The sequence below is a fragment of the uncultured Chryseobacterium sp. genome (assembly GCF_936933875.1).
Lineage (GTDB): Bacteria > Bacteroidota > Bacteroidia > Flavobacteriales > Weeksellaceae > CAKZIK01.
The window spans coordinates 12,368-35,104 of the sequence record NZ_CAKZIK010000069.1 but is presented as its reverse complement, the minus strand read 5'-3'; the positions used below and the strand labels follow the sequence as shown (position 1 = coordinate 35,104).

Genomic DNA, 22,737 nt, shown 5'->3' with positions numbered 1-22,737 from the left:
ATGGCAACACTTTTCAAAGACGTAAAATACAATCTTCAAGGATTAATCAACAATATTGATATGGGAACGATTGGTCTTCCCGATATTCAAAGACCATTCGTTTGGCCCGATACGAAAGTGCGACAACTTTTTGACAGTTTGTATAAAGGTTATCCAGTTGGATATTTGTTATTTTGGGAAAATGCAAATATCAATGGTATTAAAAGTATTGGAACCGAAAAAAAGCAAAGAGCAGCGCAATTGCTTATCGTTGATGGACAACAAAGATTGACTTCACTTTATGCGGTTATCAAAGGTCAGGAAGTTATTCGTGAGAATTATACCAAGACAAAAATTGTTATCGCTTTCAATCCGTTTGAGGAAAAATTTGAAGTTCCTGATGCGGCAATACGCAGAGATCCACGATATTTTCAAAACATTTCGGAAGTTTGGAAAGCAGATGCGGATATTTTTGAAATCACTGATGATTATATTGAAAATTTACGCAAATCACGAGAACTTTCGCCTGATGAAGTAAAAACTGTTAGGCGGAATTTCAACAATCTAAAAAATTTAGAGACCTATCCGTTTTCAGTTCTGGAACTGTCACAAGAAATAGATGAAGAACAAGTTGCAGATGTTTTTGTCAGAATCAATTCCCAAGGAAAAACACTAAATCAGGCGGACTTTATTTTGACTTTGATGAGTGTGTTTTGGGATGAAGGAAGAACCAATTTAGAAGAATTTTGTAGAGAGGCAAGAATGCCGTCCACTACGAAAGCAACTCCATTCAATTATATCATCGTTCCGAAACCTGATCAGATGCTTCGTGCTGCAGTTGGTTTGGCTTTTAGAAGAGCAAGACTCCAATACATTTACAGTATTTTAAGAGGAAAAGACTTGGAAACAGGTTTGTTTAGCGAGGAAAGAAGAGATCAACAGTTTGAGAGGTTGAAAGTTTCTCAAGCTCAAGCCTTAGATATTACGAACTGGCATGAATTTTTAAAAGCCATTAAACAAGCAGGTTACAGCAATGAAAGTTTTATAAGTTCCAACAACAACATTCTTTATTCCTATGTTTTTTTCCTTATTGGAAGAATTGATTACAAAGTAGATTTGTATTTGCTGAAAAAATTGATTGCAAGATGGTTTTTCATGTGTTCCATTACCGGTCGTTACACAGGTTCACCCGAAACCGCAATGGAAATGGATTTGGCAAAACTTCGTTCTGTAAATACTGCAGAAGAATTTTTGCAAACCATCAATGAAATCATTGATTCACAACTCACCAAAGATTTTTGGGAAGTTACTTTACCGATGGATTTAGCAACATCATCTTTCCGTTCTCCTTCTTTATTTGCGTATTATGCTTCACTAAATATTCATGATGCTTACGGATTGTTTTCCAAATTGAAAGTAAATGAGTTACTTCAAGCGGGTCTAAGAGCAAACAAATCTGCATTGGAAAGACACCATTTGTTTCCAAAAGCTTGGCTAATGCGAAACGGAATTACGGAACAACGAGACTATAATCAAATTGCAAATTTTGCTTTGGTAGAATGGAGTGATAATATTGCAATCAGTGATAAAGAGCCGAAAATTTATCTTCCATTTTATGAAGAACGATTTGTTGCGTCTGATTTGGAAAGAATGAAATACTGGCATGCATTACCTGATAATTGGCAGGAAATGGAATATAGAGAGTTTCTAGCTGAAAGAAGAAAGAGGATTGCAAGCGTTGTAGAAGATGCTTTTGGGAAATTGTAATCAAGAAATATTCTGAACTTCTGAAATGAAAATTCTTACTTGGAATATTAAGCGTCCAAAAATTAATGAAAAACGAATCCATGAAATCACTGAAATCATTTCCGATTTCAATGCGGATTTAATTTTTCTAACAGAAACAAATACGTGCATCGACTTCCCTGAATATCATAAAATCTCAACAACCGAACTCTCTTCCCATTATAATGGAATAGATTTTCAATCAGGAGAAAATAAGTCCACAATTTATAGTAAAACTCAATTCTCAAAAAGTATTGATACTTATGATGGGTTTTCTAGTGTATGTGTAGAAACTAACACTGAAATTGGTAATTTAATTCTTTATGGAAGCATAATTGGTTTTACAGGTGGAAGAAATAAATACTTTACTGAAGATTTGAAAATGCAAAAATTAGATTTACAAAGAATTGCTCAGAATGGAAATCTTTGCTTTGCAGGTGATTTGAATATTTCATTTTCTGGTTATCCATACCCTAGTAAAGATGTTCAGAATGATTTTACAGATTTTTGTGAAGCTGAAAATCTTAAAATTATTACTCAAGACATTGCTAATTCCGCACTTCATATTGTTTTGAGCAGAGATTTATTGAGGCATAAGACTGTTAGAATAAATGAAATACCGATTGAAAATCGGATATCAGATCATAACTTAATTCTTGGAGAAATTATTTAGATTGATAACATTTTCAATGAGATTACTAAAACAATGTACTTCTGCGAAACCCATGTTGATTGTGTTTAAGATCAGAATAATGCAATCTAGAGTTTTCAAACAATAAAAGATTGCAACTCGTTTATACTTATTTTGTCACAAATATTTACAAAATTTGTGACAAATTTGAATTTATAAAAGCTAATGAGCTAAGTAATAATAGGCAGTATGGAAGATTTACAAATCATGCATCTAAAAATAATTTTCGCAAAAAAATAATATTTAAGAAATATGTTCAATGAATTGTTCTGTTCAATATCACTGAACACTACTTTTTATTGAACAGAACATTTAAAATAATCTATTTATTTAACCTTTTGGGTTTGATTTTCTAGAATGATTACTATTAAATTCGTTTTTTCAAGAACCCAAATCCTTAACTTTATCACATAATCTCCACCAATGAAAATTCAAATTATCAGCGATCTGCATCAAGAATTCGGTATTTCAGAATTGTATTTTGATAATGCTGATTTGGTGATTTTTGCAGGAGATATTAACCTTGGAACAAAAGGAATTGAGTGGATTAAGAGTAAAATCAAAAATATTCCTGTAATTTATATTCTTGGAAACCATGAGTACTATAAAGGTTCATATCCTAAAACCCTAAATAAAATTAAGTCTGCTGCAGAAAATACAAATATTCATGTTTTGGAGGATTCCTTTTTAGATATTGAAGACATTAGATTTCACGGCTGTACTTTATGGACGGATTTTGCACTTTTTGGAAATTCAGTAGAAGCAGGAATGTATTGTCAACCGAAAATGAACGATTACAAAATGATCAAAAGAGATCCTTCATATTCAAAAATGAGAACTGTGGATACGTTTAAGATTCATCAGTTTTCAAAACATTGGCTGAATGAAAGTTTAGAAAATTCAACAAAAAAGAAAAATATTGTGGTGAGGCATCATGCGCCAAGTTTGCCTTCAGTTCCCGATAATTTTAAGAATGATCCATTAACAGCAGCCTATGCTTCAAATCTTGATGATTTCATAACAAAACATCAACCTAGTTTTTGGATTCATGGGCACATTCATACTCCTTGTCGTTACTCCATTGGTAAAACAGAAATAATTTGCAATCCGCATGGATATATTGATGATCCCGACAATGGTTACGATAGAGAACTGATAATTGAAACATAATCTGTAAATTCTTCAATAGATAATCGGAGATCTTTCGATTATCTATTGAAATTATTGCACCTTCGAAGTGAACATAACTTCAACTTCATTAAAGCTTGCTGAACCTGAAAAAAACTCGGCTATGAACCGAGTTTCTTGTCATTTGCGTCCTCAACATTCTGCTTTTTCCGTAAAACAAGTTTCAAATTCCCCATATCTTGGCTCACTTTAGAATCCAATATTTTTGCATAATGTTGTGTAGTCTTAATGCTTTTGTGTCCAAGCATTTTACTTACACTTTCCATAGAAACATTATTTCCTAAAGTTACAGTCGTGGCAAAAGTGTGTCTTGCACAGTGAAAAGTAAGTTTCTTATTGATACCACAATTCTCGGCAATCGTTTTCAGATATTCATTTACTTTTTGATTGGTATAAACTGGAAGTAATTTTCCCGAATTGGAAGAAACAGGATGATTTTCGTATTTCTTGATAATTTCTTCAGCGACGGGAAGCAAAGGAATATTTGATGCGCTTCCAGTTTTCTGTCGGTTCGTGATAATCCAAAGATTTCCATCAATTCCTTTGGAAAGTTGATCTTTTGTAAGATTTAAAATATCAATGTAAGCCAAACCTGTATAGCAACTGAAAACAAACATATCACGAACGAGTTCCAAACCTTTTCCCGAAAATTCTTTCTCGCGAATTGATGAAAGTTCTTCATCAGTGAGGAAATTCACGTTCACTTCATTAAATCTCCCTTTGTAGAAAATAACCAAATCCTTTTCTATCCAATTGTTATGATAACAAATTTTTAAAATCTTACTCAAGTTTTTGGTGTGCTTCACCGCAGAATTATTGTTGATATTCGCTTTTGTTCGTAGAAAGAAATCAAAATCATTGAGAAAAGACGGTTCCAATTTCTGAATGTTGATGTCTGTTTTTTTGTGAAATGTCCACAAAAACTCTTTCAAATGTGATAAACAAGTTCTGAAATTTTTGAGCGTCGCAATCGCATACTCTTTCCCAACAAGTTTTTCCATTTTGGAATTGTGTTCCTCAAAAATAGGAATCAGAGTTCTTTCGGCAACTTTATTACCAGATAATAGATTTTTGATATCCGAAGCATCGAAAGGTTCGCCTAAAAAGACAAGTCTGTTTTCAATTTCAAGGACTTTCGCCTGCAGAACATCGAAATGTTTATTGATGAGTCTTGATTCTTCGGAATTGCCCTTTAAACGGCTTTGTGCAGGACTCCATTTGCTAATCTCAACACTTTTTCCTGTTGAAAACTCTGCACGTTGTCCATCTACAGTAATCCGCATATAAATCGGGATTTTGGAACTAGATTTCGCTTTTGACTTTCTGGCATAAAATAATACCGAAACTTTTGCATTCATAGTGATGACTTTATGGGTTAAAATTACCTTTTAGTGACCTATCACACAAGATGTTCAATTGCTCTACACCTTTATTGATAGGCTTTCACAAAGAATTCGGTTACCTATAAAGTTCTAAAAATGGCAGGTCACCGAAAAGGTCACCTAATTTTTGAGAATATTTGATTTATTTTGAAATTCTCAAAAAACAAAAAAGCCCTTAAATACTAGGATTTAAGGGCTTTTGTAACAAATTGTTGTTGTTTCTCGTGGTTTCTCCAGGAATCGAACCAGGGACACATGGATTTTCAATCCATTGCTCTACCAACTGAGCTAAGAAACCATTGTTCCATCTTCTTGTAAGAAGTGGGGCAAAAGTATAAACTTTCGGCATATCTCGCAAGTTTAGAACTAAATTTTTTTGAAAAAATATTAAAATCTGCTGATTATCACAGCATTATTTTTCAATAAAGGTCTTTAATTTTCGCTTTCTTCCTGCTCTTTGCGAAGCTGTTCGCTCATTTCTTCCAAAACAGGTTTTATGGTGCTTTCCGGCAAATCGCTTATGCGAATATACATTAATCCGTCGATAGCGTCATTAAAACTCGGGTCAACATTGAAGGAAATAACTTTTGCGTTCTGCTTGATGTATTTTTTAATCAATACCGGAAGGCGCATCTCTGGTTCCAAATCGTCGATTATTTTATCGAGTTTATTCAAATCGGATTCCATTTCGTCGAAAAACAGGTTCTTATCTCTGTTTCGAAGCCTTACTTTAAATTCATTTTTGGGATGAATATATTGCGCAACTGCAGAATCATAATAATTAGAACGCATAAACTCAATCATCAAAGATTTGGAAAATTCTGAAAATTTATTGCTGATGCTAACTCCACCCATCAAAAATTTATGGTCCGGATTTCTAAGACAAACGTGCACAATTCCCCTCCACAAAAGGAAAAGAGGAAGCGGTTTTTGCTGATACTCCCCAGAAATATAAGCACGTCCCATTTCTATGACCTTGCGGAAAAACGGCTGCAGTTCCTGATCAAACTCAAACAAAGAACTTGTGTAAAAGCCACCAATCCCATGTTTTTTCATCACTTCTCTACCTAAAGCCATTCTGTAAGCTCCCGCTAGCTTTTGAGCCTTATTGTCCCACAAAAATAAATGATGGTAATGCTGATCATATTCATCCAAATCAAAAGGCAAGTTGCTGCCCTCCCCAACTGCACGGAACGTCAATTCGCGCTGTCTTCCGATTTCCCTCATTATCGACGGAATTTCTTCGTAAGTGGTGAAGAATACATCATAATTTCCGTTTCGGAAAAGCATTTTATCTTTTTTGTACAGTGCTTCAACTTCATTAATTAAATCCTGTGCCGGAGTTTCATCAATAATATTCTGAACAACGTTTTCTTCTTTTAAAATAGGGAAATTAAGCTTTAGATTTGGAAGATTAAGGCGCTCACTTAAAGATTTTCGTTTTTCGTAATACGATTTCAGCATGTAGATTTTATTCTGCAGAAAATCACCAAGCTCTTCCGGCTTTTCATACTCTTCCATCACCTTTACTGAAACCGGTTTACCAAAACGAACCCGAATTGGTTTTTCTCTTTTGTGCATCATTTCCGCAGGAAGCATCAAAGTTTGCAAATCGGGGTGAAGCTTTGCAGCCTGATAAAAAAACGAACTGTTTTTAGCATGAAAATACATAGGAACCACCGGAACTTTAGACATTTTGATAAGCTTTAGCGCAGGTTTTTCCCAGTCTTTATCGCGTATTTCGTTGTAGCTGTTATTTTTATTAGAAACTTCGCCAGCCGGAAAAATTCCAACGCAACCACCTTCCTGAAGATGGCGCAAAGTTTCGCGCATTCCACCGGAACTGCTGTATGCATCTTTCCTTTTTTCAAAAGGGTTTACAGGAATTACATAAGGCTGCATCGGTTTAATCTTCTCCAAAAGAAAGTTGCCCATAATTTTGAAATCGGGCCGAATTTCAGATAAAATTTTCGTCATCAAAATACCGTCAATTGCGCCAAGTGGATGATTGGAAACCAATATAAAAGGCCCAGTTTTAGGGATTTTTACTAAATCTTCCTCAAAAACAATATATTTTAAATCTCTTTCGCGCACAAAAGAGTCGAAAAAATCTTTTCCTTCTTTATCTTTCAGTTTGTCGTACAATTCGTTCACCTCGTTAATTTTGGTGACGCTCATAATTGCAGACGCAGCAGGATTTTTCAGAAATCCGAGTTTACCCAGACCTGAAGCTTTTATTAAATCCTGTTTCGTAATGAGACTCATGGTTTTTTAGTTTTAATTAGTCACCATTTGAATGGTATTTTTGGAAATCTGCTCGAGAAGGATTTTCTTCCCTTCATAAAACTTAGAAAGTTCCGTTAAATTGGCATTTCGAACCGTAAACAACGAAACGTCTTTTACGACTTCGGTGTTGAAGGTTTTCTGCAGTTCCGAATTCAGTTCGTCAATCTTGCCATATTTATCTTCAAGACACAAAGCGAGGGAAATTGCAGAGTTCTGCATCAAAGAAATCTTGATTTTATTTTTTGCCAAAAGCGAAAAAATCAAACTTAAATGTTCCTCGGCAATAAACGAGAAATCACGCGTTGAAATTCTAAGCAAATTTTGATTTTCTTTCAGGATATAACTTTCCTCAAACTGTGTTTCCTGATTTTTTGAACTTACTTTCGTTCCCGACTTTTTTGGTTCTACAAAAGATTTCACGAAGAAAGGAATTTCCTTCTGTTTCAGTGGCTGCAACGTTTTTGGGTGAATGACGGAAGCTCCGTAATACGCCATTTCAATCGCTTCTTCATAGGAAATATTTGAAAGCAACGACACATTTTCGAACTTTCTCGGGTCGCCTGTCATCACACCCGGAACATCTTTCCAAATCGTCATTGCTTCAGCGTTAAGGCAGTACGCAAAAATTGCTGCAGAATAATCTGATCCTTCCCTTCCTAAAGTTACTGTGAAATTATTATCGTCGGAACCAATAAAACCTTGGGTAACATAACAAATGTCCTTATTTAAAGTGGAAACTGTATTTTCAGTTTTTTCCCAGTTCACAATACCTTCGCGGTACGTATCATCCGTTTTAATATAATCTCTTGCATCCAACCATTGGTTGGGAAATTCAGTTGAATTCAGGTATTCGCTTAAAATTTTTGAGGAAATCATTTCTCCGCAACTCACAACCTGGTCGTAAACGAAACTGTAATTCGGGGATTTATTTCTTCTTAAAAAAGATTCAATATCATCAAAAAACAAAGCAATTTCAGCAAAAACGGGATGATTTTTTTCAAATAAACCTTCTGCGATTTCTTTGTGATTATGTTCTATTGTTTTGATTTCATCCTGATAATTTTCCTTTTTAAAATAACTTTCCACCACTTTTTCCAGCGCATTCGTGGTTTTTCCCATTGCAGAAACCACCAAAAGGCATTTTTCGAAACCCTGAGTTTCCAAAACCAACGCTACATTTTTTACGCTTTCTGCATCTTTTACAGATGCTCCACCAAATTTAAAAACCTTCATTCAGCTATCTAAAAATCAATCAGTTATTTATATACAAAATTCATTTCAAACGAAATGAATCTTCAAAAATATTAATTTAGAATGAGATATGAAAAAACCAGATTTGAATACCCTTTTTTTGTATGATTTACATCATTAATTCAAAAGAAAATTTACGTATCTCCCCGAATTTTACGAACTTTGAGAAAATCAATAAAAAGAAACTATGGCAGAGCAAAATTTCCAGACTTTAGGAGAATTCATCATTGATAAACAGGATGATTTCCAGTATTCCACCGGTGAACTTTCAAGACTTTTAAGTGCGATAAGACTGGCCTCAAAAGTGGTAAACCGGGAAGTAAACAAAGCCGGAATTGCTAATATCATCGGAAAAGCGGGAAATGAAAACATCCAGGGAGAAGAACAACAGAAGCTAGATGTTTTGGCAAACGAAATTTTTATTGAAGCCCTTTCTCAGCGTGAAGTGGTTTGCGGAATTGCCTCGGAAGAAAGCGACGATTTTGTGGAAATTAAATGCGGATCCAACGCACATCTTAGCAAATATGTTGTGTTGATAGATCCTTTGGATGGTTCTTCCAATATAGATGTCAATGTTTCTGTCGGAACTATTTTCTCGATTTACAGACGTGTTACGGAACCGGGAAGTCCGGTTGCTTTGGAAGACTTTTTACAAAAAGGTGTTAATCAAGCAGCTGCAGGTTATGTAGTTTATGGTTCTTCTACCATGATTGTTTACACCACCGGAAACGGCGTGAACGGTTTTACACTCGACCCAAGTTTGGGAACATACTATCTTTCCCATAAAAATATGCAGTTCCCGAAAAGCGGGAAAATTTATTCCATTAACGAAGGGAACTACATTAAATTTCCGCAGGGTGTAAAAGATTATATCAAATATTGTCAGCGTGAAGAAGGCGACAGACCTTATACTTCGCGTTATATCGGAAGTTTAGTGTCTGATTTTCACCGAAACATGATTAAAGGTGGAATTTATATCTATCCGTCAACATCACAATCTCCGAACGGTAAGCTTCGTTTGCTTTATGAATGTAATCCGATGGCATTTCTTGCAGAACAGGCCGGTGGAAAATGTACCGACGGATTTACAAGAATTATGGAAATTGAACCAAAAGAGCTTCACCAACGTGTCCCATTCTTCTGCGGAAGCATCGCTATGGTGGAAAAAGCGGAAGAATTTATGAGTGATGCAGTAGAAAAATAAAAATTTACAATCCTTATTTTTGTCAGAGCATTTTTGTTCTGACATTTTTTATGAAAACAGCACAGTATTTCAAACATATTTTAGAGTTTAAACAAGCGAGTGGAACTTCACGAGGCGTTTTGCATACGAAAGAAACTTTTGTCCTCGAAATTTTTGAGGATGGTAAAAAAGGTGTCGGCGAAAGCGCCATTTTTCGAGGTTTGAGTTACGATGATGCTCCTGATTATGAAGAAAAACTGAAGTGGTTGTGCGAGAACATCAATCAGGATTTATCAATTTTGAATGAAGAGCTAAAACACTTTCCTTCCATTTGGTTTGGTTTCGAACAGGCACTTTTAAACCTGAAAAACCAGGGAACAGTTTATTTTCCGTCGGAGTTTACGGAAGGCGATGCTTCTATTAAAATTAATGGATTGATTTGGATGGGAAATGCGGATTTCATGGAAAAACAAATTGAAGAAAAATTGCAGCAAAATTTCTCTTGCATTAAACTGAAAATTGGTGTTGACTGGAATTCTGAAAAGGAAATCCTGAAAAAAATCCGTCAAAAATTTCCGAAACAACAAGTTGAACTTCGCGTTGATGCGAATGGTGGATTTACTTTCGAAGAAGCGAAAACGGTTTTGAAAGAGCTCGCTGATTTGGATATTCATTCAATAGAACAGCCAATTAAAGCCGGAAATATTGCTGAAATGGCTCAACTTTGTGCACAAACTCCAACACCTATTGCTTTGGATGAAGAGTTAATTGGAGTTATTGATTCAGCGCAAAAACAAAAACTTTTAGAACAAGTTAAACCGCAATACATTATCCTAAAACCTGCTTTAGTTGGTGGCTTTTCCGGTTCAGACGAATGGATTTCCATTGCTGAAAATTTGGGAATTGGTTGGTGGATTACTTCTGCTCTCGAAAGCAACATTGGTTTGAATGCGATTGCGCAATATACTTTTACCAAACACAACCTAATGCCGCAAGGTTTGGGAACCGGCGCTCTTTTTACCAATAATTTTGAAAGCAACCTAAAACTCAAAAACGACCTTCTTTATTATACAAAAACAGTCTGAAAAGTTAATTTCAGACTGTTTTCTATTCCCAACATTTTTGTATTAAATAACATTATCTACAAAAATTTTTCTCTTTAAAGTTTCCAGCAAAGCTGAAAATCTTTTTCTGATGATGGCTTTCATAGTTTAATTATTTAAGTGTAATAAGTGATGAAAGTTAATTGCCATTATTATGCCAAAAAATATAACATATGTTAAAAATTTACCTAATGATAATTAGTTTACAGTGTTTTAATTGAAATTTTAAACTTAAAATTAAATGTTAATGTCTGTTTTTAATTTTTTTTTAGCTTTAAGTACAAAAACGCTACATGGACAGAATAAACTGCAGAACTGTTCCCTTCTGATCTTCTAAAACTTTAAAACTTCCTGCACAATCTTTCATTCTGGTTTTCATATTTGCAAGTCCATTTCCTGCTACAAAATCTTTCACAAAGCCTTTTCCGTCGTCGCTTACCGTAACCGTAAATTGATTTTCTTCCTGATGAAAATTGATATTGACATTTTTAGCCTCACTGTGTTTCAGGATATTATTTAACGCTTCTTTTGTACACAGGAATAGATTTCTTCTTTTTTCCGCAGAAATTTCTTTTTTGGTAATATCGTTTTGGGTAAATGTAATTTTCACATCACTTTTATGAAAATAATGCTTGGCGTAATTCTCTGTATATCGCACAAAATTCAGAAGGTTAGGTGAAAGTAAATCTTTTACTCAACTTCATTCTCTTTTGGCAGAAAAAAATTCTAAAAACTGAACACTTAAATATACAATAATTCTTTTTATAACGAGTATTTGTTAAAATAATGAACCTTTAAGATAAAATCCTCACAATCATCCAAACCCTTTGACGACGATATTTTTATCCTTAAATTTGCCCTTCAGAAAATTCTGTTATGGAAGAAGAAAAAAAATCCCTCAATTTTATTGAGCAAATTATAGAAGACGATTTAAAAAACGGTTTAAAAAAGGAACAACTGCGTTTCCGTTTTCCGCCGGAACCGAATGGATATCTCCACGTTGGACACACGAAAGCCATCTGTATTAACTTCGGCTTGGGTGAAAAATACGGAGCTCCTGTAAATCTTCGTTTCGACGATACCAATCCTGAAAAAGAAGAGCAGGAATATGTAGATTCCATCAAAAAAGATGTAGAATGGCTTGGTTTTAAATGGGACAAAGAGCTTTATGCTTCTGATTATTTTCAGCAGTTGTACGATTGGGCAGTTCAAATGATTAAGGACGGAAAAGCTTATGTTGATGAGCAACCGTCTGAAACCATTACAGAACAGCGCAAAAATCCTACAGAACCTGGAGTTGAAAGTCCTTTCAGAAACCGTCCGGTTGAAGAATCCTTGGATTTATTCGAAAAAATGAAAAATGGTGAGTTCGAGGAAGGAGCAATGTCGCTTCGGGCAAAAATAGATATGACTTCTCCGAACATGAACATGCGTGATCCTGTGATGTACAGAATTCTGAAACGTCCTCACCACAGAACCGGAAGCGACTGGAAAATTTATCCAATGTATGATTGGGCACATGGTGAAAGCGATTATATTGAGCAGATTTCTCACTCTCTTTGTTCATTAGAATTTGAAAACCACCGTCCTTTGTACGATTGGTATTTAGATCAGGTTTATGATGGTGAAAAACTACGAAACAAACAGCGTGAATTCGCGAGAATGAACGTTTCATATTTAATTACATCAAAAAGAAAATTGCTTCGTTTGGTAACTGAAGGCATCGTAACAGGTTGGGATGATCCAAGAATGCCGACCATTTCCGGGATGAGAAGAAAAGGTTATACTCCAACTTCCATCCGTAATTTTATCGAAAAAGTTGGCGTTGCAAAACGTGAAAATTTGATTGAAATTCAGTTGTTGGAATTCTGCGTTCGTGAAGACTTGAACAAGGTAGCAAAACGCGTCATGACTGTTGTAGATCCTGTAAAATTGGTGATTGAAAATTATCCGGAGGGACAGGAAGAATGGCTGGAAACCGAAAATAATCCGGAAGATGAAAACGCTGGAACAAGACAGATCCCTTTCTCCCGAGAGATTTATATTGAAAGAGAAGACTTTAAGGAAGAAGCCAACAATAAATTTTTCCGTCTGAAATTAGGTGGCGAAGTTCGTCTAAAATCCGCATACATCATCAAAGCAGAACGTGTTGAAAAAGACGAAAAAGGTGAAATCACTACGATTTATGCGACTTATGATGATAAATCTAAATCCGGAAGCGGAACTGAAGAAAGTTTGAGAAAAGTAAAAGGAACATTACACTGGGTTTCTGCGCAGCACGCAATTCCTGTGGATGTAAGAATTTACGACAAACTTTTCACTGTAGAACAGCCAGATGCAGAAAAGGAAACCGATTTCCTAGAGTTCATCAATCCGGAATCTTTAACAACAGTTCAGGGATTTGCAGAACCGGCTTTGAAGGATGTTGAAGTTGGAGAACCACTGCAGTTTCAAAGAATCGGTTACTTTACGAAAGATCAGGATTCTACCGAAGGTAAACTGGTTTTCAACAGAACTGTAACACTGAAAGATTCTTACAAACCGGAATAATTCAGTAAGGAAAATAAATTCAAAAACCCTTTCAACATTACATTGAAAGGGTTTTTTAGTATGAAGTGTAATAAGTGATTCTAAATAACTCCGGTTACGAAAACATGTTTTTTAATTCTTTCCACTAAATTTTTGTAGCTTTTGTTAAAATTGGTAATTACTGCTTTCATAAGCTTGTGATTTTGTTAACGCAAATTTAAGTTACATTCTTAACTAAATTTTACAGAATTTTCAATAAATCTTTAATATTTTTTACAATACAAACAGTCGTTAGACAAAAACAACCCATAATAAAGGAACATAATTTGTTAGTTTTACACGATATACTATTAAAAACCAACACTTTGAAATCTATTATTTTTTTCATATTCGCTTTATTGGTCATTTTTTCATGCAAAAAAGAAGTTCAGCAAAATACTGTTCCTACAACTGAAACCAAAAAGGTAGAAGAAACATTACCTCAACTTTCGAAGAATGATTCTTTAAGAATATTGAATGACGAAATTCTTCAAATTTTAAAAGTTAAAAATTATACTGAATTAGAAAAATTCATTCATCCTGAAAAAGGCGTTCGGTTCTCGATTTATGGTTATATTGATGCAAATAAGGATAAAAAGTTTTCAAAAACTGAATTTGAAAAATATGCAGATTCAAACATCAAATTTACTTGGGGAGAAACTGATGGCGAAGGAAAACCTGTCGTAATGTCCATCAAAAATTATTTGGACAATTGGGTTTTCAAAAAAGATTTTAGCCAGTCGAAATTTTCACTGAATGAATTTCAGGGAAGTGGAAATTCTTTAAATAATTTACAGAAAGTGTATCCACAAGCAGATTTCACAGAAAATTATATCGCCGGAACCGAACAATATGGCGGAATGGACTGGAAAACTTTACGTTTTGTCTTCGAAAAATCCAACGGAAAATATTTCCTGGTTGCTGTAATTAATGATGAATGGACTATTTAAAGTTATTCAACATCTTCATATTTATCGGAAATCGCGTTGAGTTTCTGAAGTAAAGTTCTGTTTTCCAATTGTATTTTTTCCAGCTTATGAAGCAGGTTCTGAATCATTTCAATCCCGGGAATATTCACATCCAAGTCGTAATGCCAATTTGCGAAGCGTTCAAAAGCAGGCAATTCTTCGTACAGAAGATATTTGATTTCGTTTTCTGTTTCCGTTTTCAAGAGACCGCTTTCCTCCAAAGAATCGAAAAAAGTAATCTCGATATTGTAGATTTTCACAAGTTCTTCTCTTGATATTCTTTCACTCATTTTTTCAGGTCTTTAAGTTGTTGGAAGAGTTCTTTTTCTTTATCAGAAAGGGTTTCAGGAAGCTTTACATTGTAAGTTACGTACAAATCGCCAAAATTTCCGTCTTTTTTGTACACCGGAAAACCTTTTCCTTTCAAACGAACCGTTGCACCGTTTTGAGTTCCGGGTTTTACTTTTAAATTAATCAATCCTGATAAAGTATTCACCTGCACGTCGCCACCAAGAACTGCGGTGTACAAATCCAAATCGACTTTCGTCCTTAAATCGTCGCCGGTTCTTTCAAAATTTTTGTCTGCACTGATGTTGAAAGTAATATACAAATCACCATTCGGACCACCGTTGAAACCCGGATTTCCATGACCTTTCAGTTTAATTTGCTGTCCGTCGTAAACTCCTGCAGGAATAGTTATTCTTACTTTTTTACCATTGATATCGAATGTTTGCTGATGGGTTTCGGAAGCCTGCTTCAAACTGATATTGAGTTCTGCGTAAACATCCTGCCCTTTAAATTTCCCGGATGAACTTCTACCACGATTTCCGCCAAAACCTCCGGTTCCACCAAACATACTTTGAAAAAAATCCGAATAATCTCCGCCATCGCCAAATTCTGCTCCGGAGAAACCTTCAAAACCGCCTCCTCTACTTTGCTGATATTGTCTTTGCTGTTGCTGAGCTTTTTCGTACTCTTCGCCGTGTTTCCAGTTTTCACCGTATTTATCATACTTTGCACGGTTTTCAGCGTTGCTCAACACTTCATTGGCTTCGTTAATTTCTTTGAAGTTTTTTTCCGCCTCTTTATCTCCCGGATTGACGTCGGGATGATACTTTCGTGCTAATTTCCGGTAAGCCTTCTTGATGTCGTCTGCTGAAGCAGTTTTCGGGATTCCTAAAGTTTTATAATAATCTACAAAAGCCATAGCTTCTTTTAATTTCTAATAAAATTAGTAAAAATTTGCAGCAAATGCGGTGACGAAATCGTTAAAAATCCGTTAATTTTTAAATTACTCACGGTTTTTAAGCAAAATCCAGTTGTTGAAGTTTCTTCCGTCAGGAAGTTTCAAAACATACCAATAAGATTGTGTTGGAAGTGGTCTTCCCTGAGTTTTACCGTCCCAAATCAATTCTGTAGCACTGTTCTGTTCGAAAACCATTTTCCCGTAACGGTCGAAAATTTGAAGTGATGCATTTTGGCCTTCAAAAACGTTGAGATTTTTTACGTTCCAGGTATCATTATAACCGTCTCCGTTTGGTGTAATAGCGTTGTTTAAACTCAGCATTAACCCTTGTTTTGTAAGTCCTAAACAATCAGAACCGTCAAATTTAACGTAGAAAGTTGTAACACCTACCGGTAAATTATTGAAAACATTCGATGTTTGCCAAGTTGTTCCATTAATAGAATATAAAATTGGCTGACTGCCTGTTGCAATAACCGTGTAAGAATTTCCGTTCGGAACCAATTGTGTAATTACGGGAACTTCATAAGCTTTTACATTAAAAGTTGTTGTGAACGGACATCCGTTAATTCCAATAACTTCAATGGTATAAGTTCCGCCAACATTTACGTCCAAAAGTTGGTTCGATGTGGAAAGCACTTGTCCACTTGGTGAAATCCATTTGTAAGAAGCAATATTTAAACCTGAAAAATTCGGCTGAATATCTACACTTCCGTTATTGTAAGGACAGAAATAAGCGTCATCAATACTGAACATCGGAGTTGGTTTCAACGAAACATTAATGGTTGTAAAATTCGGACAGAAACCGGTTTTACTCACCTTTACATAAATTTTATTCGAGGCGGCTGCATTAAAAGCATAGCTTGTTGGATTCGATATGGCATTCAATCCATTATTCATGTCAGAAAGAGATGAAAAATACTGAAATGTGGCACCCGAATTTTCGATTTGATTCTCGAATTGTGTAAGATTTAAAGTTTCTGCTCCATCATTTCCGGTATCACAAACATTGTTGAGATTAAACGGACCTGCGTTGAGAAGGCTTACTTTCGTGCCAAAATTAAAGGTAATGGAAGCCGTATCCATACAACCCGGAATATTTTCAACTCGTACCCAAATTTGCGCCGGGAAAGGATTTGCAGTGTAATTAGAAGGATTCGCAATTGCATTCGTTCCGGCAATTGCATTCGCTTGGGTTAAATAATAACTGAACATATTTTCCGGATCAACCAAATTGACCATCTGGGTTTGATAGGCCGTTAAATCTACTTCATAACTTCCATCCAAATTACTGTCGCAAACGGTGATGGAAGAGTTAATAGCTTTGGGTGGAAGATACGTTTTGAGCAAAATTGGAGCAATCGAATAACATCCCAAATTATCCGTAAATCTTGCCCAAACAATAATTTGCGACTGTAAAGTTGTTTGAACTGAACTAATTTGAGGTGTTCCTGCATTTGCCTCAATCTCAGTTGTATGATAGGTAATTTTAATGTTGGAAAGCTGAACAGAATTCTGCGACTGATTAAAAATTTGAGAAGTGGCCTCTGTTAAATCAAATTTCTCCTGAAGATTGAAATTAAAATCGCATTTTTTCAAAACAGCATCCTGATTCAGTTTAATTGCCGGGAAAAAGTCTGTAATAATTACAATTTTACTTACTGAAGAACAATTGTTGGCATTCGTAACCTTCGCATAAACTGTGGTGTTGGTATCAATTGGAAATTGAGCAGGATTGTTAACGTAATCTGAAAAAGTATCAGTTGCTGCATCATATTTAAGATAAAAATTAAAAGATACCGCATCTGTTCCACTGTAAATTTCGCTATAGAGCTTTGTTAAATCATATACTTCTGCTCCATCACTGTTGTTATCGCATTTTGTACCCTGATTTTTGGTAATTAAAGCCGCAACAACCGGAACCGGAGTTAATGAAACGGTAATCGGATAAGACTCAATACACCCGTGAGATTCAATTCTTGCCCAAAACTGCGCAGTGGAGTTTATTGTAGCAGAAGTAAGGGCATTGCTATTTTGCTGCGCATCACTCTGACTGTTGAAATACGTAACCGTTGCCGCTTGTGAACCCACAATTTGACCTGAAAACTGTGTGAGATTTACATTTTCGGTATTATCATTATTTAGATCACAAACCTTAAACTGGCTTTTTATCGCTTCCGGATGATATAAAGCCACCACAATTTCGCGAACTGTATAACACTGGTCGGATAAAGCAAACCTTACCCAATAACTTTGTGTAACAGTGTTTCCGTTTCCTGTGATAGTTTGTATGGGTGAAATTTGAAAATTTACAGTACCTGCTACAGCTTCATAATAATCTTTATAAAAGGTAATATCTATACCAGTAAGCGGATCAATAAGCATTCCCTGAGAAAGCGCATTCAAATCAAAAGATTTGTCTTCACTTCCATCAAAACATACATAAGCCGTTTTGCTGTTTGCAATAACTTTAGTGAAAATTACGGTAAGATTAATTTCTGCAATAGAAAAACAACCGCTGTTATCTTCCACTCTCGCATAAATTTTAACCGTTCCTTCCGTAATGGACGAAAGAGGTATTGAAGTTCCGGAATAAGCCTGATTGTATGTAGCAAAATATTCGATGGTAACATTTGGATCTGCTGTAATTAAAGGATTAATGGACGTAAAGGTGTATGGTTCCATTCCATCCCCTTTTACATCGCACATTGTTTCTGAAAATGAAACGGGAGAATTTACAGTGGGTCCTGAACTAAAACTCACAGAAATTGGGCCATAAATCTTCTCACACGAACCGGATTTCAGTTTTACCCAAAGTTGTGTTGAAGAGGTAATATTTGCTGCAGTAACTACTCCTATATTATTAGTAGCATCGTTCTGAGAAAGATAGTAAGTAATAGTGCCGGTAATTCCAGGAGAAAATAGCTGAGTGTTGAGTTGGGAAAGCCTGTAGTTGTTTTCAATTCCATCTCCATTCAGGTCACAGATTTTTACCGTTGTGGTTAATAAACTGTTCGAAATAAATTCCAATTTCAAAACTGCAACACGGAAACAGGTGGGATCGTTTTTGTTTTCAATCCGGACAAAATAAGTAGCATTTCCAGATATTGCAATATTTGCCGGTTGCGGATTTGCACCCGATTGTGCTTCAGCTAAAGAATTGTGATAGGTAAAATTAAAATTTGAGGGAGGATTAATGGAAACATTTGGCTGATAATCATTCAAATTGACAGGTTGTGAAGCTGCAGCGTTACAAAAAACCTGTGTAAAATCCTTTGCTAATGGAAAATCCGAAGCAAAATTGACAGCAATGGTATCCGTAAGCTCATAGTTGTTTCCACAATTATTATAATTAACAATTAGGGTAAAAATATCATTTTTGCTTGGACAAACCGAAATCTGCTGCGAATTTCCAACATACTGATTCGCACTGTTTTTCCATGAAAAAGTTGGAACAATTTCGTTTCCGTTAGGCGTGAATTTCCATGCTTCGTTCTGAGCAGCCCAAACTCCAGTATTTCTACCTGGAGGAACAGTTCCAACCGTTCCGGTGCCGTTCAAAATTCCTATTAAAGATTCTTTAAATTTTGCCGTTGCACAAGGAAGTGGTTTGTCTTCAACAAAAACCTCAATTTCATTGGTTCCTTCATGAAGAACAATCTGGGAAGAAATTCGGGTATCACAACCTGCAAGTCTTCCTTTATAAAAATTGATGACAAACTTTCTGCAAGGCGCAGTTCCTATTGTTGAATAATAAATTTCAGAGTCATCAGTATTCGAAAAAACCAAATCCTGATAAACACCATAAATAGAATTTTTCGGCAACAAAGGACTAGGAACATCCGCTTGAATATTAGGATAATTGATATTTCCTGCCTGATTTTCAAAAGTTACAATTCCGTTGGAGCCAATCGACAAAAGATTAAAACCACTTCCATAAAAACAAAAATTGAAAGGCAGCACAATCTGTTGTGAAAAAACATCGTCAAAATTAGCATTTAACGGCGTTCCCTGATTGTAAGGGATTATCGGAGCATAAGTCTCTGCACTTACGCTATAAGATGTCGTTGAATAAATTTTAGAATATTCTGCTGTGAGATTAAGACAGGTCTTGTTATTGGTTAACGGATAAGCACAATCTATAGTGACGTTTTCATTTCCCTGTACATCTTTAGCAACAGCCGATACAGTGCAGCTTTGCGCATAAAATTTGTTGCACAAAATAAAGATGCAGAATAAAATAAAAAATAATTTTCTTTTCAAGGTTATTAGAATTTCGAATGCTAAATTACTAAAATATAAACTTTATTTTTCAAGTTATTACAACGGGAAAAACACCGTTTTCAATACAAAAAATAAATTATCTTTGATGAAACTTGTTATTTTATGAAGAAAATTCTGAAAAATTATTCAGGCATTATACAGTTGCTTATTGGGATTATCATTGGAAGTCTTATCGGAATATTTTTTCCAACAATCGTAGAATATCTAAAACCATTAGGCGATATTTTTCTGAATCTTCTTTTTGTCAGCGTTGTGCCGTTGGTTTTTTTCGCAGTAGCCAACTCTATTGGTTCTGTTGAGCAGCATTCAAATTTTGGGAAAATCTTGATTTCGATGATCTTCACCTTTCTTTTGTTCATCATCATTGCAGCACTTTTCACTATTGTGGCGGTTTACTTTTTTCCAACTGAAGCAATTGGTTCCACCGGAAAAGAAATCCTGGAAAATTCTGGCGACGAAACAACTTGGGGAGACAAAATTGTAAGTTTCTTCACTGTGGGAGAATTTGCTGATCTATTCTCGCGTAAAAACATGTTGGCGTTGCTCATTTTTGCCTTTCTTACAGGAACTGCGGTTCGAAAAAGTGGAGAATCCGGAAAAACTTTTGCCGCTTTTATCCAATCCGGATATGAGGTCATGAAGGAACTTCTTCTTTTGGTGATGAAAGCTGCACCAATTGGTTTGGGAGCCTATTTTGCGTATCAGGTTGCAACCGTTGGTCCTCAACTTTTTGGTTTCTATGCAAAACCACTTGGTTTGTATTATGTAGCCGGAATCATATATTTCTTCGTATTTTTTACTTTATATGCGTTTCTAGCAGACGGAAAACGTGGAGTGCAAAAATTTTGGCCGAACAATATTTATCCATCTTTAACAGCAATTTCTACCTGCAGCAGTTTTGCGACAATGCCTGCAAATCTTCAGGCAGCACAAAACATTGGAATTCCGGGTAAGATTGCCAATATTGTCATTCCGATTGGAAGTACCTTGCATAAAAACGGCTCTTCGATGTCTTCTATCATTAAAATTTATGTGGCATTTCTGATTATTGGCCGCGATTTTTTTGAACCCTCAAACTTACTTTTAGCATTAGGAATAACGATTTTCGTGAGTATTGTTGCTGGTGGAATTCCGAACGGTGGTTACATTGGTGAAATGCTGATGATTTCGGTGTATGATTTGCCACAGGAAGCCATTCCGGCTGTGATGATTATTGGAACTTTGGTCGATCCTTTAGCAACTGTTTTGAATGCAACCGGAGATACCGTCGCCGCGATGTTTGTCACGAAAATTTCGGGTGAGAAATTTGTGGAAGTTTAAACTTGAAAACTTTGTCAAAGATTTTTAAACTTTGACAAAGTGATGCGAAACTAAAAACCCTTTCAGAGTCTTAAACTCCGAAAGGATTTCGTTTTTATTAAAATTTTCGGTGAAAGCCTATTCGAAAATTATCTGTATCCGTAAGTTCTTGCTCCCACCAAAACCGGGTTTTCTTTTTCAACATCAATAAGACCAAAACCTTTATATTCAGGATTTACTGAATCTGAAAGTTGTTTTCTGTGAAGTTTTTCATAGGTTTCAAAATCGATGGCTTTTCTGTTTTTCAACGATTCGAAAAGATTCCATTTTTCAACAACATCTTTCCACTGCTCTCCTACTTTTCCCACAAAAACTTTTGATTTCGAACCGCTTCCGTAACCTAAAAATCCAAATTTCTGATGCGTTAAATCTTCGCCATTATCAAAACTCGACTGAAATGCTGAAAGCATCGCCATGAAAATCGAAGCCGTGTACATATTCCCAATTTCAGAACTTGCGCGTTGCGAAGGCTCAATTTTTTCGTTGATGAATTTTAAATAATCTTCAGATTTTGCGATCGCCTTTTGCTCATCCGCATTTGTATAAGGCAAATTATTTTCAAGACTAAAAATTTCTGTAAAAACTCTTTTCCCGTGGAAGGCATAAGGCAAATGGAAAATCAAATAACGCCAGTCTTCATAAGGTTTTGTTTGATTCGTTTGAAGCTTGTAATGATCATAAGCCTCACGAATTCTGTCCTGATAACACTGGTTGGAATATTGTCCGTCGAAAACCGGTTCATCAGTAAAAATTTCGAGTTTATCGGGCATTAAATCCGTTGCAGAAGTTAAATCTCCTTTATTTGCTGCTCTTCTCGGCTTAAAAAAATCAAAAACACTTTCTGTAGCAACGCCCCAAACATTTTCAATCTCCAGCAATTTCGGATGATTGGAAACCAAAACTGCAACCGCTCCTCCTCCTTGCGTATATTCTCCGGAAGAAGCGAGTTCATATTTTGCATAATCCGAAGAAATGACAACCGCTTTCTTACCCGGATTTGCACGGACAAAGTCCAAACAGTTGTGCAAAGCATCTACAGCGCCAACACAGGCAAAAGTAAGGTCTACAACATCGGTATTTTTGAAAACGCGTTCACCAAATTCTTCCGCTAAAACTTTTTCGACCATCTGCATCGCAAACGTGGCTGTAGGTTTTGCAGCATCCAATGCACTTTCAGTCCCAAGATAAATGCGGGAAACTTCGTGTGGATTGATGTTGTAATCGCGGATTAATTTCAGTAATGCTTCTGCGGCGAAAGTTGCGGCATCTTCGTGAACGTCGTTCACAGCCATTTTATGTAAGCCTAAACCTTTTTCCAGTTTTGCAGGCTCAACGCCTCTTTTTTCGGCTAAATCTTTGATTTCTAAATATAACGAAGGGACGTAAAAACTTGCTGCTTCAATTCCAAAACTCATTGTAAAATTTTTATACGAATTTAGAAAAAACTTTATGAAAGACATAGAGAAT

At 35.6% G+C, this 22,737-nt stretch carries 16 protein-coding genes and 1 tRNA gene; 8 read left to right on the top strand and 9 right to left on the bottom strand.

Translation table 11 applies throughout. From position 1 onward, the window contains the following. The 3 genes from Q0252_RS09655 to Q0252_RS09645 all read left to right on the top strand — a co-directional run bounded on the left by Q0252_RS09655 (position 1) and on the right by Q0252_RS09645 (position 3,625). Positions 1-1,746, top strand: coding sequence for a DUF262 domain-containing protein (locus tag Q0252_RS09655; protein WP_297985706.1), 1,746 nt, complete (start codon positions 1-3; stop codon positions 1,744-1,746). A gap of 25 nt (positions 1,747-1,771) precedes the next feature. Next, complete coding sequence (locus Q0252_RS09650; protein ID WP_297985704.1) at positions 1,772-2,437, top strand: endonuclease/exonuclease/phosphatase family protein; 666 nt, start codon at positions 1,772-1,774, stop codon at positions 2,435-2,437. A 441-nt stretch (positions 2,438-2,878) separates the two neighbouring features. Then, a complete protein-coding gene (locus tag Q0252_RS09645) occupies positions 2,879-3,625 on the top strand; it encodes a metallophosphoesterase (RefSeq protein WP_297985701.1) in 747 nt (248 codons plus the stop codon). Between the two features lie 119 nt (positions 3,626-3,744). Here the strand turns inward: Q0252_RS09645 and Q0252_RS09640 are convergent, their stop codons facing one another. The 4 genes from Q0252_RS09640 to Q0252_RS09625 all read right to left on the bottom strand — a co-directional run bounded on the left by Q0252_RS09640 (position 3,745) and on the right by Q0252_RS09625 (position 8,544). Beyond that, a complete protein-coding gene (locus Q0252_RS09640) occupies positions 3,745-5,001 on the bottom strand; it encodes a site-specific integrase (protein WP_297985698.1) in 1,257 nt (418 codons plus the stop codon). Positions 5,002-5,250: 249 nt separating this feature from the next. Further along, positions 5,251-5,323, bottom strand: a tRNA-Phe gene (locus Q0252_RS09635). A 134-nt stretch (positions 5,324-5,457) separates the two neighbouring features. Then, positions 5,458-7,290 (bottom strand): lysophospholipid acyltransferase family protein, encoded by a 1,833-nt coding sequence (locus tag Q0252_RS09630; protein WP_297985695.1) that lies wholly within the window; start codon positions 7,288-7,290, stop codon positions 5,458-5,460. Positions 7,291-7,302: 12 nt separating this feature from the next. Then, on the bottom strand, positions 7,303-8,544 hold the full coding sequence (locus tag Q0252_RS09625; protein WP_297985694.1) for an aspartate kinase: 1,242 nt from the start codon (positions 8,542-8,544) through the stop codon (positions 7,303-7,305). 205 nt (positions 8,545-8,749) lie between these two features. Between Q0252_RS09625 and fbp the strand changes: the two genes are divergently transcribed. Beyond that, complete coding sequence (fbp, locus tag Q0252_RS09620) at positions 8,750-9,766, top strand: class 1 fructose-bisphosphatase (protein WP_297985693.1); 1,017 nt, start codon at positions 8,750-8,752, stop codon at positions 9,764-9,766. A 50-nt stretch (positions 9,767-9,816) separates the two neighbouring features. After that, positions 9,817-10,830, top strand: a complete 1,014-nt coding sequence (gene menC, locus Q0252_RS09615; protein ID WP_297985690.1) for an o-succinylbenzoate synthase — start codon at positions 9,817-9,819, stop codon at positions 10,828-10,830. Positions 10,831-11,137: 307 nt separating this feature from the next. On the opposite strand, the gene Q0252_RS09610 is transcribed toward menC, so the two are convergent. Further along, the gene (locus tag Q0252_RS09610; protein WP_297985688.1) at positions 11,138-11,506 is read right to left on the bottom strand and encodes an ATP-binding protein; all 369 of its coding nucleotides are present in this window, start codon (positions 11,504-11,506) and stop codon (positions 11,138-11,140) included. A 218-nt stretch (positions 11,507-11,724) separates the two neighbouring features. On the opposite strand from Q0252_RS09610, the gene Q0252_RS09605 reads away from it, so the two are divergent. Then, positions 11,725-13,398, top strand: a complete 1,674-nt coding sequence (locus Q0252_RS09605; RefSeq protein ID WP_297985686.1) for a glutamine--tRNA ligase/YqeY domain fusion protein — start codon at positions 11,725-11,727, stop codon at positions 13,396-13,398. Positions 13,399-13,775: 377 nt separating this feature from the next. Continuing rightward, complete coding sequence (locus tag Q0252_RS09600; protein ID WP_297985684.1) at positions 13,776-14,366, top strand: hypothetical protein; 591 nt, start codon at positions 13,776-13,778, stop codon at positions 14,364-14,366. Between the two features lie 2 nt (positions 14,367-14,368). Here Q0252_RS09600 and Q0252_RS09595 read toward each other — a convergent pair whose 3' ends face one another. The 3 genes from Q0252_RS09595 to Q0252_RS09585 all read right to left on the bottom strand — a co-directional run bounded on the left by Q0252_RS09595 (position 14,369) and on the right by Q0252_RS09585 (position 19,848). Next, positions 14,369-14,674, bottom strand: a complete 306-nt coding sequence (locus Q0252_RS09595; protein ID WP_297985681.1) for a chaperone modulator CbpM — start codon at positions 14,672-14,674, stop codon at positions 14,369-14,371. Further along, on the bottom strand, positions 14,671-15,591 hold the full coding sequence (locus Q0252_RS09590; RefSeq protein WP_297985678.1) for a J domain-containing protein: 921 nt from the start codon (positions 15,589-15,591) through the stop codon (positions 14,671-14,673). Before Q0252_RS09590 ends, Q0252_RS09595 begins: the two co-directional genes overlap by 4 nt. An 84-nt stretch (positions 15,592-15,675) precedes the next feature. After that, entirely contained in the window at positions 15,676-19,848 is a 4,173-nt protein-coding gene (locus Q0252_RS09585; RefSeq protein ID WP_297985676.1) for a T9SS type B sorting domain-containing protein, read from the bottom strand. Between the two features lie 165 nt (positions 19,849-20,013). Between Q0252_RS09585 and Q0252_RS09580 the strand changes: the two genes are divergently transcribed. After that, complete coding sequence (locus tag Q0252_RS09580) at positions 20,014-21,231, top strand: dicarboxylate/amino acid:cation symporter (protein ID WP_297985675.1); 1,218 nt, start codon at positions 20,014-20,016, stop codon at positions 21,229-21,231. A gap of 128 nt (positions 21,232-21,359) precedes the next feature. Here the strand turns inward: Q0252_RS09580 and Q0252_RS09575 are convergent, their stop codons facing one another. Next, positions 21,360-22,685, bottom strand: a complete 1,326-nt coding sequence (locus Q0252_RS09575) for a hydroxymethylglutaryl-CoA synthase (RefSeq protein ID WP_297985673.1) — start codon at positions 22,683-22,685, stop codon at positions 21,360-21,362. Between the last annotated feature and the right edge of the window lie 52 nt (positions 22,686-22,737).